The 14,351-nt window shown below is 67.3% G+C and carries 18 protein-coding genes; 8 read left to right on the top strand and 10 right to left on the bottom strand.

Going from position 1 to position 14,351, the window contains the following annotated elements; genetic code table 11:
- Nucleotides 1-6: 6 nt before the first annotated feature.
- Nucleotides 7-981, bottom strand: coding sequence for a Bug family tripartite tricarboxylate transporter substrate binding protein (locus ACQKLX_RS11115; RefSeq protein ID WP_427361637.1), 975 nt, complete (start codon nt 979-981; stop codon nt 7-9).
- 75 nt (nt 982-1,056) lie between these two features.
- Entirely contained in the window at nt 1,057-1,587 is a 531-nt protein-coding gene (locus tag ACQKLX_RS11120) for a CoA-binding protein (RefSeq protein WP_427361638.1), read from the bottom strand.
- A gap of 155 nt (nt 1,588-1,742) precedes the next feature.
- Between ACQKLX_RS11120 and ACQKLX_RS11125 the strand changes: the two genes are divergently transcribed.
- Nucleotides 1,743-2,183, top strand: a complete 441-nt coding sequence (locus ACQKLX_RS11125) for a hypothetical protein (protein WP_427361639.1) — start codon at nt 1,743-1,745, stop codon at nt 2,181-2,183.
- Nucleotides 2,184-2,250: 67 nt separating this feature from the next.
- Here ACQKLX_RS11125 and ACQKLX_RS11130 read toward each other — a convergent pair whose 3' ends face one another.
- Nucleotides 2,251-3,057, bottom strand: coding sequence for an enoyl-CoA hydratase (locus ACQKLX_RS11130; protein WP_427361640.1), 807 nt, complete (start codon nt 3,055-3,057; stop codon nt 2,251-2,253).
- A gap of 106 nt (nt 3,058-3,163) precedes the next feature.
- Here ACQKLX_RS11130 and ACQKLX_RS11135 point away from each other — a divergent pair, with 106 nt between their 5' ends.
- A complete protein-coding gene (locus ACQKLX_RS11135) occupies nt 3,164-3,580 on the top strand; it encodes a PaaI family thioesterase (protein ID WP_427361641.1) in 417 nt (138 codons plus the stop codon).
- Between the two features lie 5 nt (nt 3,581-3,585).
- On the opposite strand, the gene ACQKLX_RS11140 is transcribed toward ACQKLX_RS11135, so the two are convergent.
- Nucleotides 3,586-4,371, bottom strand: a complete 786-nt coding sequence (locus ACQKLX_RS11140; protein WP_427361642.1) for a substrate-binding domain-containing protein — start codon at nt 4,369-4,371, stop codon at nt 3,586-3,588.
- A gap of 240 nt (nt 4,372-4,611) precedes the next feature.
- On the opposite strand from ACQKLX_RS11140, the gene rplM reads away from it, so the two are divergent.
- Together rplM and rpsI are read left to right on the top strand one after the other, a co-directional pair.
- Nucleotides 4,612-5,073, top strand: a complete 462-nt coding sequence (gene rplM / locus ACQKLX_RS11145; RefSeq protein ID WP_346359553.1) for a 50S ribosomal protein L13 — start codon at nt 4,612-4,614, stop codon at nt 5,071-5,073.
- 2 nt (nt 5,074-5,075) lie between these two features.
- The gene (gene rpsI / locus ACQKLX_RS11150; protein ID WP_092158604.1) at nt 5,076-5,555 is read left to right on the top strand and encodes a 30S ribosomal protein S9; all 480 of its coding nucleotides are present in this window, start codon (nt 5,076-5,078) and stop codon (nt 5,553-5,555) included.
- A 66-nt stretch (nt 5,556-5,621) separates the two neighbouring features.
- On the opposite strand, the gene ACQKLX_RS11155 is transcribed toward rpsI, so the two are convergent.
- Nucleotides 5,622-6,503, bottom strand: coding sequence for a LysR substrate-binding domain-containing protein (locus ACQKLX_RS11155; RefSeq protein WP_427361643.1), 882 nt, complete (start codon nt 6,501-6,503; stop codon nt 5,622-5,624).
- A gap of 120 nt (nt 6,504-6,623) precedes the next feature.
- Here ACQKLX_RS11155 and ACQKLX_RS11160 point away from each other — a divergent pair, with 120 nt between their 5' ends.
- Nucleotides 6,624-7,949, top strand: coding sequence for a serine hydroxymethyltransferase (locus ACQKLX_RS11160; protein WP_427361644.1), 1,326 nt, complete (start codon nt 6,624-6,626; stop codon nt 7,947-7,949).
- Nucleotides 7,950-8,144: 195 nt separating this feature from the next.
- On the opposite strand, the gene ACQKLX_RS11165 is transcribed toward ACQKLX_RS11160, so the two are convergent.
- Complete coding sequence (locus ACQKLX_RS11165) at nt 8,145-9,509, bottom strand: serine hydrolase domain-containing protein (RefSeq protein ID WP_427361645.1); 1,365 nt, start codon at nt 9,507-9,509, stop codon at nt 8,145-8,147.
- Between the two features lie 168 nt (nt 9,510-9,677).
- Between ACQKLX_RS11165 and ACQKLX_RS11170 the strand changes: the two genes are divergently transcribed.
- Nucleotides 9,678-9,890: a DUF3126 family protein gene (locus ACQKLX_RS11170; protein ID WP_092158856.1), complete on the top strand. Its 213-nt coding sequence runs from the start codon at nt 9,678-9,680 to the stop codon at nt 9,888-9,890.
- 10 nt (nt 9,891-9,900) lie between these two features.
- On the opposite strand, the gene ACQKLX_RS11175 is transcribed toward ACQKLX_RS11170, so the two are convergent.
- Nucleotides 9,901-10,626, bottom strand: coding sequence for a hypothetical protein (locus ACQKLX_RS11175; RefSeq protein ID WP_427361646.1), 726 nt, complete (start codon nt 10,624-10,626; stop codon nt 9,901-9,903).
- A gap of 172 nt (nt 10,627-10,798) precedes the next feature.
- Here ACQKLX_RS11175 and ACQKLX_RS11180 point away from each other — a divergent pair, with 172 nt between their 5' ends.
- Nucleotides 10,799-11,128 carry a DUF6949 family protein gene (locus tag ACQKLX_RS11180; protein WP_427361647.1) on the top strand — a complete coding sequence of 110 codons (330 nt, stop codon included), beginning with the start codon at nt 10,799-10,801 and terminating at the stop codon, nt 11,126-11,128.
- Between the two features lie 52 nt (nt 11,129-11,180).
- Nucleotides 11,181-11,711 carry a gamma carbonic anhydrase family protein gene (locus ACQKLX_RS11185; RefSeq protein WP_427361648.1) on the top strand — a complete coding sequence of 177 codons (531 nt, stop codon included), beginning with the start codon at nt 11,181-11,183 and terminating at the stop codon, nt 11,709-11,711.
- Nucleotides 11,712-11,905: 194 nt separating this feature from the next.
- Here the strand turns inward: ACQKLX_RS11185 and ACQKLX_RS11190 are convergent, their stop codons facing one another.
- The 3 genes from ACQKLX_RS11190 to ACQKLX_RS11200 form a co-directional block, all read right to left on the bottom strand.
- Nucleotides 11,906-12,538, bottom strand: coding sequence for a transglutaminase-like cysteine peptidase (locus ACQKLX_RS11190; RefSeq protein ID WP_427361649.1), 633 nt, complete (start codon nt 12,536-12,538; stop codon nt 11,906-11,908).
- Nucleotides 12,539-12,997: 459 nt separating this feature from the next.
- Nucleotides 12,998-13,612, bottom strand: coding sequence for a PilZ domain-containing protein (locus ACQKLX_RS11195; RefSeq protein WP_427361650.1), 615 nt, complete (start codon nt 13,610-13,612; stop codon nt 12,998-13,000).
- Nucleotides 13,613-13,675: 63 nt separating this feature from the next.
- On the bottom strand, nt 13,676-14,248 hold the full coding sequence (locus tag ACQKLX_RS11200) for a PAS domain-containing protein (protein ID WP_427361651.1): 573 nt from the start codon (nt 14,246-14,248) through the stop codon (nt 13,676-13,678).
- Nucleotides 14,249-14,351 lie beyond the last annotated feature (103 nt).

Below are 14,351 nucleotides of genomic sequence, written 5' to 3' on the forward strand. Positions count from 1 at the left end.
CTCCCCCTATTCCGTCAGCTTGATCCCGGTCTTCGCCACCAGCTCGGTCAGGATCGCGCGGTCGCGGGCCATGAAGGCGCCGGTCTCCTGCGGGCTCCAGGCGACCGGCTCGATCACCAGCTCACGATAGCGCGCGACCAGCTCGGCATCACTCATCGCAGCATTGATCGCGGTGCTGAGGATGCGCAGCGTGTCGGGCGCGATGCCGGCCGGCGCGACGATCGAGGCCCAACCGGGATAGACCACGTCGACGCCCTGTTCCTTGAGCGTCGGTAGGTCGGGGAGCTGCGGCTGACGTGTATCGGTCGTCACGGCGAGCGCCTTCAGCTTGCCGCCCTGGATGTTGCCGAGGCTCGCCGCAAGGCTGTCGATCATGACATGGACCTGGCCCGACATCAGATCGGCCGCCGCGAGGCCGGCGCCGCGATAAGGCACATGCGCCAGCTTGAGGCCGGCCGCCTGCATGATCATCTCGAACACGAGATGGTTGGTGCCGCCGATCCCGGCCGAAGCGAAGTTGAGCTGGCCGGGCCGCTGCTTCGCATAGGCGAGGAACTCGGCGAGCGAAGAGACCGGCAGCGCCGGCGAGGCGTTCAGGACCAGCGGGAACAGGCCGAGCATGGCGACAGGGGCGAAGTCGTGCTCGACGTCATAGGGCAGCTTCTGCCCGAGCGCCGGAGCGGCGGAGAAGCTCGCCGCGGTCGCGACCAGCAGCGTGTGGCCATCGGCCGGCGCCTTGACCACGGCCTGCCCGGCGACGATGCCGTTGGCGCCCGGCCGGTTGTCGATGATCACCGATTGGCCGAGCTGCCGCGCCAGCGTCTCGCCGAGCCGGCGCGCCGCGATGTCGGTGCCGCCCGCCGGAGCGAACGGCACGACGAGCTGGATCGGCCGCTCGGGGAAGGCGGCGCGGGCGCTGCCTCCGCCGAGCGTGCTGGCGAGGCCGGCGAGCAGGAGGGTGCGGCGGTCGAGCAATGACATCGGCCTTCTCCGGCGACGAGCGGGAGCGGCGAGATTAGCGATCGCCCGCTGGCGGGGAAGGGGCTTCCCGCGCCTTTATGTCCCCGGCCGGTTGATCGTCAGCTTCTGGAAGCCCTTGCCGGCCAGCACCGGCTTCTTCGCCGAGAGGATGCGCGAATTGATGCCTTGCCAGCCGATCTCGCCGGAGAGCCGGCCATATTCGATCTTCGGGCAGCGGTTCATGATCACAGTGACACCCATGGCCTCGGCCTTGGCCGCGGCCTCGTCATTGCGCACCGAAAGCTGCATCCAGATCACCTTGGGCAGCGGGTCCAAGCCGAGCGCCTCGTCGGTGATCGGCCCGGCCGCTTCCGAGTTGCGGAAGATCTCGACCATGTCGATCGGGCCGGGGATGTCCTTGAGCGAGCCATAGACGGTCTTGCCCAGCAGCGTCTGGCCGGCGAGGCCCGGATTGACTGGGATCACGTCATAGCCGCGATCGAGCAGATATTTGGTGACGATCCAGCTCGGGCGCGCCTCGTTGGCGGAAGCGCCGACCAGCGCGATCGTCTTCACCTCGCGCAGGATGCGGCGAATGAGCGCATCATCGTAAGCGTCGTGATTCACGGAGCCAAAATCCCAGCGAATTGAACCTGTTGCCCGGCGTTCCTGAATCGGCGCCGAAAGCGCGCCGATGCCCGGAACATAGCGTCGGCAAGCGCATTCCCCATCTTGGAAGAGGAAGAGCAAATCCAGCTCTTCACCAGTGAGGAGGGCCTGCCATGTGCGACTACAGTCTGCACCATGTTATGTCGACTCCTGCCAAAGTCGGCGACGTCCTCAAGACCACCAGCTTCGCCGGATCGAGCACCAGGGGCTTCTGCTCCGCGGCTCAGCCGAATGTCGCGGTCTGCGTGCTGCCCGGAACGGAGCTGGCGTTCTCGGCCGAGATCGAATGCGACAGGGCGATCGGCTTCCTGCCGCATCGCCGTCTCGGGGCGAAGGTGGCGCGCTTCCGCCAGGTCGATCTCGACAAGCCCTATGCCCATCATGACGCGATCGAACTGCCCAATGGGCGAATCGAATTGCTGACCAACCTCTCGCAGGGCCAGACCGCGACCGTGCTGCAATTGCCGGCGAATGAGCAGGCGCAACGGGCCGCGCACCCCGAAGCCGAGCCGGCGCGAGCGGAACAGGAACCGATCCCGCTCTTCGGCATCTGATCGGGCGACCATAGGCGCGCGAACCTGCATGCCGATGGCGGCCTCGTCTTCAGACGAGCCTGCCCTCTCAGCTGTTACGCCACTCCGGCTGGCGCTTCTCCATGAAGGCGCCGATGCCCTCTTCGGCGTCGCGCGCCAGCATGTTCTCGACCATCACCGCCGAGGCATGATCATAGGCCGCCTTCAGCCCCATCTCGCGCTGCTCGTAGAAGGCGCGCTTGCCGGTCTTGACCGTCGCAGCCGATTTCGAGGCGATGATCGCGGCGAGCCGCCTGGCCTCCGCCAGGGCTTCGCCTGCCGGCACGACGCGATTGACCAGTCCCATCCGGGCCGCCTCCTTCGCCGGCACCATCTCGCCGAGCAGCAGCATCTCCATGGCATGCTTGGCCGAGAGGTTGCGCGAGAGCGCCACCATCGGGGTCGAGCAGAACAGGCCGATATGGACGCCCGGCGTGCAGAAGCGCGCGGCTTCGCCGGCGACGGCGAGGTCGCAGGTCGCGACGAGCTGGCAGCCGGCGGCGGTCGCGGTGCCCTCGACCGCGGCGATCACCGGCTGGGGCAGGGCGGTGATCTGCTGCATCATGCCCGAGCAGCGCCCAAGGATATCGGCGAAATAGGCGCGGCCGCGGTCCGGATCGGCCCGGCGCGCGCTCATCTCCTTGAGGTCGTGGCCCGCCGAAAACACCGGGCCAGCCGCGGCCAGTACCACTGCCCGGACGCTGTGGTCGGCCGCGATCGCGGCGAGCGTCTCCGACAGGGTGGCCAGCATCGCCTCGCTCAGCGGATTGCGCGCTTCGGGGCGGTTCAAGGTCAGGGTCGCGATGCCGTCGGCATCCTCGCGCAGCAGGATCTGCGCTCCGGCATGGGCGTTCATGGCAACAGGCCTTTCGCGGTTTGTCCTATTGTCGGAAGGCCGGGCGCATGCTGCAAGGGGACTAACGTCCGATCAGACCCCGGTTTTCCGCACGATGACGACCCGCATGAGCGCCGCCGAGATCGAGGCCTATCTCGATCAGGTCTTCCCGCAGCTCCACTATGGCGGCCGCACCTATTTCGTCGAGGAGGTCGGGCCGCTCAGCGCGCGCATGCGCTGCGACTATCACGAGAAGCACCTGCGGCCGGGCGGTACGATTTCCGGACCGACCATGATGGCGCTCGCCGATCTCGCGCTCTATGTCGCGATCCTCGCCCAGATCGGCCCGGTCGCGCTCGCGGTGACGACGAGCCTCAACTACAATTTCCTGCGCAAGCCCGGGCAGTCCGCGCTGATCGGCGAAGCCAAGCTGCTCAAGCTCGGCAAGCGCCTCGCCGTCGGCGAGGTCTGCCTCTATTCGCAGGGCGACGCCGAGATGGTCTGCCACGCGACCGGGACCTATTCGATCCCGGCTGAGCGCTAGCCTGGTTATTTGGCCGGGATCGGGTCGAGCCCGGTCTTCCGGATCGTCGGCGCGGCTTCCGCCGAGCCGAGGCAGGCGATCAGCTTCTTCGCCGCCTCAGGCTGCTTGGCGCCGGCGGCAAGGCCGGCCGAGAACACCGTCACGCGCTGGACCTCTTCCGGCAGCGTGCCGACGAAGTCGAGGCCCTCGATCGGCAGCAATTCGCTGACCTGCTGGAAGCCGAGTTCGGCCTCGCCCCGGGCGACGATCGTGCCGACGCGCTCGGAGAAGATCTTCTTCGCCTTGGCCATGACCTGGCCGCTCGGGTCGAGCTTCGGAAAGAGCTCCTCGGAGAGATAGGTGCCGCTGGCGCTCGCCGAATAGGCGATCGACTTGGCCTCCATCAGCGTCTTCTTCAGCGCCTCGACGGTCGAGATGTCCGGCTTGGGCGCTCCGGCCTTGACCGAAAGCCCGATCGCCGAGCGCGCCAGGTCGACGCGGGTTCCGGCCGTGCCCTTGCCGTCCTTGACCAGCTTGTCGAAGGCATCGGCCGCCAGGATCACCACATCGGCCGGCTCGCCGCGCGCCAGCCGGTTCGGGATCGCGTCCGGGGCGGCTCCCATCGAGGCGCCATAGGCGCTGACGACCTTCTCGCCGAGCTTCACCTCGCACCCGGCGACGAGGTCCTTATAGGCGGCGGTGAAGCCGCCGGAGCTGAGGACGTGGACCTCGGCGGCGGCCGGCTGCGCGAAAGCGAGCGGAAGCGAGAGCAGCACGGCGCCGGCGAGGTGACGGGTTGCGGGAGTTGGCATCGCGTTCCTCCGAAGTTGTGGGAAATCATGCTGGCGCGCAGGAGCGAGGCGCGCAAGCATGCGGATTCTTTACGGTATTCAGATACCGTTTCGCGCATTGCCCTGAAAACAATGCGTTTTTCGTCAAAGTCGGGTATTTTCTCTGCTTGACATCATTGGGGTAGCCGCCTATCCAACGCCCACACCGCCGCCGGCCTGCCGGCGGCTTGTCCTTTTTTCAAGCAGCCGAAGGGTGCCGCGATGAAGACCATCTCGCTCAAGCCCGCCGATGTCGAGAAGAAGTGGGTTGTGATCGACGCCTCCGGGCTCGTCGTCGGCCGTCTCGCCTCCCTGGTGGCGATGCGTCTGCGCGGCAAGCACAAGGCCGCCTACACCCCGCATGTCGACTGCGGCGACAACATCATCGTCATCAATGCCGAGAAGGTGGTGCTGACCGGTCGCAAGCGCGACCAGAAGGTCTACTACCACCACACCGGCTTCCCGGGTGGCATCAAGGAGCGTTCCGCCAAGTTCCTGCTGGATGGCCGCTTCCCCGAGCGCGTCGTCGAGAAGGCTGTCGAGCGCATGCTGCCGCGCGGCCCGCTCTTCCGCCAGATCCTCGGCAATCTGCGCGTCTACAAGGGCTCGGAGCATCCGCACGCCGCCCAGTCGCCTGAGGCGCTCGACGTCGCGGCGCTCAACCGCAAGAACGCGAGGGTCTGACCATGGCTGAGGTTCTCCAGTCTCTCGAGCAGCTCGGTCAGGTCGCCAAGGGCGTCCAGCCCGAGGCTCCCGTCCACGTCAAGAAGGTCGACGCGCAGGGCCGCGCCTATGCCACCGGCAAGCGCAAGAACGCCATCGCCCGCGTCTGGATCAAGCCAGGCTCCGGCAAGATCACGGTCAACACCCGTGACCAGGAAGTCTACTTCGCCCGCCCGGTGCTGCGCCTGATCCTGCAGCAGCCGCTGATGCTGGTCGATCGCATGACCCAGTACGACGTCGTCGTCACGGTCAAGGGCGGCGGCCTCTCCGGCCAGGCCGGCGCGGTCCGTCACGGCATCTCGAAGGCCCTGACCCACTATGAGCCGGAGCTGCGCAGCCCGCTCAAGAAGGAAGGCTTCCTGACCCGCGACTCGCGTGTCGTCGAGCGCAAGAAGTTCGGCAAGGCCAAGGCCCGCCGCAGCTTCCAGTTCTCGAAGCGCTGATTTCAGTATCGGCTTTGGCCGGTATATCGATCCGAAGGGCGGCTCTCGCGAGCCGCCCTTTTTCGTTCAGGCCCTGGCTTCCAGCCAGGCGATGAGCTCGGCCCGCTTCGGATGTGGCTTGCCGGCTGGCGGGGTGAGCATGGTCAGCCGGTCGCCGCTCGGGAATTCCTCCGCAAAGGGCGCGACCAGCCGCCCATCGGCAAGGTGAGGCGCAACCAGGCTCCTGCGGCCGATCAGGACACCGGCGCCGCCAAGCGCCGCATCGAGCGCCAGCGCATAGAGCGAATAGGACGGGCCGCGACCGGCATCGACCCCGCCTACGCCGGCATGATGTAGCCAATGCGCCCAGTCGCTGTTCCAGACGGCGTCGTGCAGCAGAGTCTGGCCGGCGAGGTCGGCTGGTGCCCGCAGGTTGCATGCGAGGACCGGAGCGCAGACCGGGAACAGGCTGTCCTCGTCGAGCGCGAGTGCGTCGGCCGGCGGCTTGGCGAGGTAGAACAGTGCCAGGTCGAAATTGTCGTGCCGGCCGGCCGGCGGCGCCTCCATCGCGCTGATCGAGATGGCGAGGCCGGGAAAGGCCTGCTGCAGCGCCGGCAGGCGCGGCGACAGCCAGAGCTGGGCGATGCAGGGCAGGGCGGCGATGGTGAGCGCCCGGCCGGCATGGCTCGCCTTGAGCTCCTGCACGGTCAGAGCCAGTGCATCGAAGGCGGCGCTGAGACGTGGCCGGGCCTCCTGCGCAGCCTCGGTCAGCGCGACGCCCTGCGGCAGCCGCCGGAACAGCGTCAGCCCGAGGAAGGCTTCGAGATGGCGCACCTGTTGGGCGATGGCGCCTTGCGTCACCCCGATCTCCTCGGCCGCCCGTGAGAAGCTGCCGAGCCGCGCCGCTGCCTCGAAGGCACGCAAAGCGTTGAGTGGTGGCAAAGGCGGGCGGGGCGGTCTGACGGGCATCGGCGGCACGCTGTTGCAGGCCTAGATTTTCTAGCCCTGCCGGCGACGATAACTGGTTTGCATAAGCGCCGGCAAATCGCTGCAATAGCCCAGCGAAACAGGGCTCGGCGAGGGATGGCGATGACGGTGAAACTGGCGCGGCGCGGTTGGGTGCCGGCAGCGAGCGAAGACTACGTGCTGCGGATCGCCGGCGAGGTCGCCGGCCAGGACCGCGCGGCGCGCGAGCAGAGGCTCGCCAATCTCGTCACCGAGAACCGCACCATCCACGAGCGCGACTGCGTCAACCTCAACCCGGCGACCAATGTGATGAACCCGCGCGCCGAGGCGGTGCTGGGGCAGGGGCTCGGCACCAGGCCTTCGCTCGGCTATCCCGGCGACAAATACGAGATGGGTCTCGAGGCGATCGAGCAGATCGAGGTGATGGCGGCCGAACTCGCAGCTCAGGTCTTCGGCGCGAATTACGCCGAAATCCGCGTGCCCTCCGGGGCGATCGCCAATCTCTATGTCTTCATGGCCGCGGCTAAACCCGGCGATGTCGTGATCGCGCCGTCATCAGCGATCGGTGGCCATGTCACCCATCACGGCGCCGGCGCTGCCGGGCTCTATGGCGTCGTCACCCATCCCGCCCCGATCGATGCCCACGGCTACACGGTCGATGTCGAGAAACTACGCAAGGACACGCTACGGCTGCGGCCGAAGGTGATCAGTATCGGCGGCAGCCTCAATCTGTTCCCGCATCCGATCCGCGAGATCCGCGCCATTGCCGACGAGGTCGGCGCGATCGTGCTGTTCGACGCCGCCCACCTCTCCGGCATGATCGCTGGCCATGGCTGGCAGCAGCCGCTGGAGGAGGGCGCCCACGTCATGACGATGAGCACCTATAAGAGCCTGGGCGGCCCACCCTCCGGCCTGATCGTCACCAACGATGCCGGCCTCGCCGAGAAGCTCGACGCCATCGCCTATCCCGGCCTCACGGCCAATTTCGACGCCGCCAAGTCGGCGGCGCTGGCGATCACCATGATGGATTGGCAGGAGTTCGGCCACGACTATGCGGCGATGATGGCGGCGACGGCGAAGGCGCTTGCCGAGGCGCTGGCGGAGCGGCAGGTCCCGGTCTTCGCGCGCGACCGCGGCATGACGACCTCGCACCAGTTCGCGATCGAGGCGGGCGTTTACGGCGGCGGGCAGGCGGCGGCGAAGAGGCTGCGCGCCGTCAACATCTTGAGCTGCGGCATCGGCCTGCCGATCGCGGAGGTTGCCGGCGACGTAAACGGCCTGCGCCTCGGCACGCCGGAGATCGTCCGCTTCGGCATGAAGCCCGAGCATATGCCGGAGCTCGCCGGCTATATCGCCGACGGGTTGTCGGGCGCGCGTCCGGACGAGGCGATCGCCCGCGACGTCACCGCCTTCCGCCGGCGCTTCGGCAGGCTGCATTATGTGAGGTGACGTCGGAGCGCGGGTGAAGAGCGCGGGGAACCCTTTTCCCGTGTGGGAGAAGGGCAGGGATGAGGGCCCGCCCTACCTGCATAAGGCGCAGCGGCGGCCGCCCCGCCCCGATAATCAGCGGCGGTCCCTCACCCCTACCCCTCTCCCATCCGGGAGAGGGAATCCCGCGTATGTCTCCTCCGAGCATGACGCTGGTTAGCCGCCATAGCGCTCCAGCATCTCAGCCTTCAAAGCATCTTCCGAGATCACCTGAGCCGCTCCGAGCCAGGCCGCTTCGATCTCGCCTGCCGCGTTGCGAACGAGTCGCACAGGCTCGCCCGGGCTGGCGAAGGCCGAGGCCTTGACGATGCGGCCTTGGTCCTCGCCGTCCGGCACGATCTCGCCGGCGTCGAGGAACGGGTTGAACAGCGCCGGATTGGCCATCAGCACCTTGCCGTCGACCGGGACGAGATCGCCGGCGCCCCAGAGTGTCCAGAGTCGCTTGCGCCAGCGCTCGGTCGCCGCCGTCGGCGCGCCATGCTCGGCGAAGGTCCTGAAGATCTGGATCACGCCATCGAGCCAGGGATGGGCGAGGCCGTCGATCGCATTGGTCAGCACCGAGACGGTGAGGTCCTGTTCCGGCAGGGTGGCGGTACGGGTGATGAAACCCTGGAAGCCGCCGGAATGGCCGACCCATTCCCAGCCATCGCCGCCGCCTGAAATCGTGCCGAGACCGTAGTGGCGGCCCAGGCTGCTTTCGGCATCGGGCCAGAGCCGGCGCGTCATCTCGCGGCGGCTCAGCGCCGACAGAACGCTGCGTTCGGCCTTGGGCGAGATCTGGGCGATGTAGCGGGCGATATCGGCAGCGGTCGCGACGAAGCCGGCGGCCGAGACCATGGCGTTGCCGGGATTGTCGGCCGGAATCACCACGCGCCGGTCGAGCGGAAGCTTGCCGCTGTGGCCCTTCGCCATCGGCCCGTTCCAGAGCGTGATGTCGGGCCTCGTCTCCTTCAGCCCGGCGGGCGCGACGATCTCGCGGGCGATCCAATCGGCATAGGGCTCGCCCGTCACCGCCTCGATGACGAGGCCGAGCAAGCCGAAGCCGTGATTGGAGTATTTCAGGCGCTGCGACGCCGGGAAGACCGGTGGCCGGGCGAGATCGGCAAGCAGCTCGTCCTTGCGCAGATAGGGCTTGCGATCGAAGAACTGGCCGCAATCGACGCCATCGCGGAGAAGTCCGGCGCTGTTGGAGAGAAGCTGGGTCAGCGTCACCGCCGCGACCTCGGGATGCAGGCCCTCGACATGGGCGCCGGCCCTGTCGTCGAGACGCAGGCGGCCCTGTTCGACGAGCCGCAGAATGCCGGCGGCGGTAAAGCTCTTCGAATGCGAGGCGATGCGGAAGCCATGGCGCGGCGTCAGCGCTTCGCCGGTTGCGAGGTCGGCGCTGCCGAAGGCGGCCTCCAGCGCGATTTCGCTGCCATCGGCGATCGCGACCGCGCAGCCGGGCTGGTCATGGAAACGGCGCTGGAATTCGAGCCAGCTTGCGACATAGTCGAGCGCGGCGGGCAGCCAGGGCTTCATCGGGGAATCCATCGTCGAGCAAGGCGGGAGCTGGAGCTTGGCACGGTTGACGGCCCCGCGTCAGCGCCGCAGAGCGCGGGAGCCATGCGTTGTGGCCGGATCGCCTTCGTCCTTGCCCTCGCGGCCTACGCGTGGCATCCGTCCGCGCAACACATAAGGATCGTTATCGTGGACAAGACCGAACTCGCCAAACTCGAAGCCTATCTCCGCCGCACCTTCGCGAACCACAACATCAGCGTGCGCGCGCGGCTGAAGAAGACCGATTCGGCCGAGGTCTATCTCGCCGACGAGTTCATCGGCATCATCCATGTCGACGACGAGGACGGCGATCGCTCGTTCAACTTCACCATGGCGATCCTCGACGTCGACCTCGACGACTGAGGATAGGCGCTCAGCGCATCAGCCCGTCGAGGGTGCGGCGGACACCGCCGAGCATCACCTGCCAGTCAGCGACAATGGCGCGCGGGAAGCGGATGTTCACATCGACGCCGCGGTGGCGAAAGGTCACGCGGCAAGGCTCGTCGAGGCCGCTCTGGGCGGTCTCGACCGGGCAGCGGGCCGCAAAGCCGCGTCCGTCCGGCACCGAGACATAGAGCTCGTCGCCATCATAGGGCGAGCCCTTGCGGAAGCCGCGCACCACCAGCCCGCCCGGATTGGACCAGACCGTCGGCGTCAGGAAACGGGCATAGGTGGAGAGCTGCGTCGCCGGCTCGTTGACCTTGTCCGGCGGACTCAGCGTGATCAGGAGCCGCTTGCGGGTTTCGGTCGTTACAGGCCCGAGGCTCGGCCAGTCCAGGCGCAGGCGCGCCATGCCGACGAGACGGCCCTCATCCGAATCGGCGCCGGTCAGGTTTTCGGGAATCGCCAGCACGACATCGCCGACGCGCGACGCCTGCAGTTCGGTTCCGGCGTCGGGGTTGGGACGGGTGGCGAACAAGGCGAGGCCGGTGCCGCCCAGTCCGAGGGTGACGATCGCGGCCGCGAGCTTCAGCAGGGCGCGATCGCCCCGCGGAGGGACCGGCGCCGGGCGGCGCTTCAGATGGTTGCGGATCAGCGCCGCGACATCGGTGGCGTTGGCGAGCGGTTGGCTTTGGTCGGGCGCGGCGTAGAGGCTCATCGGATTCGTCCCCGGGGCCGGCTTGCGGCCCTGTGGAGAAACTCAAGCAGAGCTGCCTTAACACCCCGTAAACCATGTCGGAGCCGGCGTGGTTAACCATCGGTTAAAGCTTTGCTTCCGGGTTGACCAACCTTGCGCCATGGTTCGCGAGCATCCGCTGGAAGCCGCGGCCGTGACGCTCGAACCATCCGCCGTCGAGGCCCTGAAATCGCTGATCCTCGGCTTCGCCTTCGCCGGCTTGCTGGCGAGCGCCTTCGAGCTGTTCACGCAGAAACGTGCGGGTTTCGAGTTGCTGCAGAGCGGCGGCGTCGGCGCTGTCGCCAGCGTGCCGGTGGTGGTGTTCAGCGCGCCCTTCCTGATCCTGCGCAACACCGTGCGCGGCCGGCGCATTGAAGGGCGGCCCTTCTTCTTCGTGATGGCGGCGAGCATGGTCGCCTCGCTCTGGAGCCTGATCAGCGGCCGGGTCGTGCTCGACCTGCTGATGATGCTCGGCGCCGCTTGACGGGCAGGGCGCCGGCCCTGCAATCCTCCCAATGACGTAAGGAGGATACGCCATGCCGCTCTATTCGCTCGACGGAACCGCCCCCGAGACGCCGCCGGAAGGGCAATGGTGGCTCGCGCCCGACGCCCATGTCATCGGCCGCGTGCGGTTGGCGAAGGATGTGGGGATCTGGTTCGGCGCGGTCCTGCGCGGCGACAATGAGTGGATCGAGATCGGCGAGGGCTCGAACATCCAGGAAGGTTGCGTGCTCCACACCGATCCCGGCGCGCCGCTCAGGGTCGGCGCCGGCTGCACCATCGGCCACCGCGCCATCCTGCATGGCTGCATCATCGGCGAGAACAGCCTGATCGGCATGGGCGCGACCGTGCTCAATCATGTGAAGATCGGCCGCAACTGCCTGGTCGGCGCCAATGCGCTGGTGACCGAGGGCAAGGAGTTTCCCGACAACTCGCTGATCGTCGGTTCGCCGGCGCGTGCGATCCGTACCCTCGACGAGGCGGCCGCCGCGGGTTTGCGCGCCTCGGCGGCAAACTATTCCGAGCGCTGGAAGCAGTTCGCCAAGGGCATGAAGCGGATCGATTGATCGCTTCGCGGCCCCGTCGCACCTGAAAACGAAGCGGGCCGGCTCCCGGGGAAGGAGCCGGCCCTGGACGTGCCCGGTCGGGGACGGGTGGGTGGGGACGTGACCGGACTCGTCGTCTGGTGGCGAAGTCCGTCCGGACCTCGCCGATCTGGTCATCGCGCCGGGTTTCGTCCCCGCCCGGCGCGCTGTCTTGCTCAGCGCAGCGAGGCCACCGTCGAGGTCGAGAGGCCGCCGAGCGAGGCCCAGCCGGTGCGGCTCTGGGATTCACGCTTGACGTAGGTGTAGCCGGTCTGGCTCCACGGCAGGATCGCGTTGCGCTTGTTGTCGAGAATGAAGTCGCCGCGGTCGGTGCGGATCATCAGCACGGCATGGCCGGCATTCTCCTCGTCGATCACGACGGTGACGCGCATCGCCCGGCGCGGCACGCCGGCCTCGGCCAAGCGCAGGCGCTTCAGCAGGACATAGTCCTCGCAATCGCCCTTGCCGTCGGTCGGGATGTCCCAGCGGTCGACCACGCCCCAATGATCCTGGTCGGTGATCGCCTCGATGTCGCGATTGGCCTTCAGGTTGGCCGCGACGATCAGCTTCCACAGCTTGGGCGTCAGCTCGACCTGCTCGGCTTCGCGAGTATCGACAGCGCACTCGCTCGGGCTGCGCTTGCAGAAATCCGTCCAGGCGTAGGGTGCACGGGCATCGCCACCGGCGACGATCGGTGCACTGGCGACCGGCAGGTTGCCGCTCTGCTGCGCCTCAGCGCCGGTCGCGCCGGCGATGATGACGATGGTAGCAACGGCAAAGCCGCGAAATCCCCGGAAGCTCGAAAACATGACGTCCCCTTTCCTGTCCCGGGAACGACCATGCTCTTGCGCTGTAGAGATCGCTTGAAATGAAAGCGGACAATTTTACTGAAATCGAGCCTATAGGAGCCAAAAATACTTAGAGAAAACTAGGTATAAAACCGAGGGTAAGAATTTTCAGCGCTCGCATCAGAAAGCCTTAACCATGGATTTCCTTAACCATCCAGTCTCTTAACCATGGCGGGGAGGGCGCGGGCTGGCCGTGTTGCCGGGCTGTCGCGGCTGAGCGCGAATGAAGGGCGCGGGAACCCTTCTCCCTTCAGGAAGAAGGGTTCCCGCGCATGTCCCTATGCGGCACTGAAATCAGACGCGCGACTGTGCCACGAAGGTGTGCATCGCCAACTGAGGCGAGGCCGCTGGCTATGCGAAGCAGCCCTAACGGTAGCGATGGTGGGCGTCAGGCAGGGCGGATAGCGCCCGAGACCGAGCTCAGAGCTCGAGATTCTCGTCGAGGGCGTCGGCCGAGAGCGGCATGCGGAACTGGGCGGCGTAACCGCCGTCGAAGCGCCGCACGATCATCGCCGCGGTGCCGCCGAGCCGGATCGCCGTGCCCATCTCGAACTGGTGGTCGCTGGCGAAGGCGGCGCCCGACAGCGAGATGTCGATCAGCCGCACGGCGTGCTCGGTGCCGTCTTCGAGGGAGACGATGCAGCGCGGATTGCGCGGCACGATGCGCTCGTGGCGCCGGTCCTCGGGCAGGCCGAGTTCGTCGCGATTGGCGAGCCAGGTCAGCTGTGCGGTGAACTTCTCGCGCTTGCGGCTCGTCGCGGTGATGGTCATCGCAAAGCCGGCAGACGTGGTGCGCACCGCCGTGCCTTCGATTCGGCCGAGATGTTCGAGGTAGACGATGACCCGGTCGCCGACCATGGGCTTGGCCGGCGCGACCATATGCAGGCCGCCCGGCGAGATGTCGGTGGTCTGGCACGGATATTCCATGCGGTTGGGCAGCATGTAGCGTCCGAGCAGGACGACTTTCATGCGCTGATGCCGCCGGCGCTCGACCGGGACCGAGCCCGTCTTCGGATTTTGGGGCGCCGTCAGCATTGCAGACCTTGTTCCTAACAGGGTCATGCTACCGGCTCGGCGGTTAAGAGGTGGTTAGTGCTATCAGATACGGCCGCCGGGCAGGAGCATCAATTTCGGCCGCTTGTCCTGGGATGCAGCCTCCGCCGGTCGCAGCGCCCGCGCATCCGGCCAGATCATCCTGAGCGAGATCATCCGCATCGAATCGAGCGTGTCGAGGCCGAGCCATTCCGGCGACAGGGCCGGCGACAGCGCCCCGAGGATACGGGCATGGGTCCGCCCGCGATAGCGCAGCGGCAGCAGCAGAAGCTCGAGATGGACTGTGGCGCCGTTCTGCGTCTGCGCCGTGAGGCCGGCGACGGCGCCCGCCGTTTCGTCCATCACGGTCTGGACCAGGCGGCGCATGTCGCCCTGCGCCTCGACATCGGGCCAGAGCGCGGTGAAGGCGCGTCCGCGCAGCTCGCGGCCGAACAAGGCACAGAGTCGCGTTCCGGCCAGGCGGAAGACCGGCCCGATCGGTTCGTTCTCGAGCACGAAGGTGTCGGCCAGCGCATGGCGTAGCGCGCCCGGCTCGATCTCGCCCCGTTCGGGGGCGCTCCGTTCGCCGCGCAGCGTGTCCCAGTAGTCGAAAACCAGGCGGGTGCTCGGGTTCTTCATGTCCTGTCCAGTCCGGTCTGCGCTGTCCCCAATCGTGCGAATGCGTGTCAATTCGGATCGCTTTCGTTCGAGGCGGGGACTGTCGGGTCCTTGCGAATCGGGA

It is taken from the genome of Allobosea sp. NPDC003192 (assembly GCF_050275675.1).
Classification (GTDB): domain Bacteria; phylum Pseudomonadota; class Alphaproteobacteria; order Rhizobiales; family Beijerinckiaceae; genus Allobosea.

Coding starts and splice junctions, on each gene's coding strand:
- ACQKLX_RS11165 (WP_427361645.1), bottom strand. CDS start 9,509: ATGAAGCCCTGGCTGCCCGCCGCGCTCGACTATGTCGCAAGCTGGCTC.
- rplM (WP_346359553.1), top strand. CDS start 4,612: ATGAAGACCATCTCGCTCAAGCCCGCCGATGTCGAGAAGAAGTGGGTT.
- ACQKLX_RS11195 (WP_427361650.1), bottom strand. CDS start 13,612: ATGCTGACGGCGCCCCAAAATCCGAAGACGGGCTCGGTCCCGGTCGAG.
- ACQKLX_RS11185 (WP_427361648.1), top strand. CDS start 11,181: ATGCCGCTCTATTCGCTCGACGGAACCGCCCCCGAGACGCCGCCGGAA.
- ACQKLX_RS11115 (WP_427361637.1), bottom strand. CDS start 981: ATGTCATTGCTCGACCGCCGCACCCTCCTGCTCGCCGGCCTCGCCAGC.
- ACQKLX_RS11155 (WP_427361643.1), bottom strand. CDS start 6,503: ATGCCCGTCAGACCGCCCCGCCCGCCTTTGCCACCACTCAACGCTTTG.
- ACQKLX_RS11140 (WP_427361642.1), bottom strand. CDS start 4,371: ATGCCAACTCCCGCAACCCGTCACCTCGCCGGCGCCGTGCTGCTCTCG.
- ACQKLX_RS11160 (WP_427361644.1), top strand. CDS start 6,624: ATGACGGTGAAACTGGCGCGGCGCGGTTGGGTGCCGGCAGCGAGCGAA.
- rpsI (WP_092158604.1), top strand. CDS start 5,076: ATGGCTGAGGTTCTCCAGTCTCTCGAGCAGCTCGGTCAGGTCGCCAAG.
- ACQKLX_RS11135 (WP_427361641.1), top strand. CDS start 3,164: ATGAGCGCCGCCGAGATCGAGGCCTATCTCGATCAGGTCTTCCCGCAG.
- ACQKLX_RS11190 (WP_427361649.1), bottom strand. CDS start 12,538: ATGTTTTCGAGCTTCCGGGGATTTCGCGGCTTTGCCGTTGCTACCATC.
- ACQKLX_RS11125 (WP_427361639.1), top strand. CDS start 1,743: ATGTGCGACTACAGTCTGCACCATGTTATGTCGACTCCTGCCAAAGTC.
- ACQKLX_RS11200 (WP_427361651.1), bottom strand. CDS start 14,248: ATGAAGAACCCGAGCACCCGCCTGGTTTTCGACTACTGGGACACGCTG.
- ACQKLX_RS11175 (WP_427361646.1), bottom strand. CDS start 10,626: ATGAGCCTCTACGCCGCGCCCGACCAAAGCCAACCGCTCGCCAACGCC.
- ACQKLX_RS11130 (WP_427361640.1), bottom strand. CDS start 3,057: ATGAACGCCCATGCCGGAGCGCAGATCCTGCTGCGCGAGGATGCCGAC.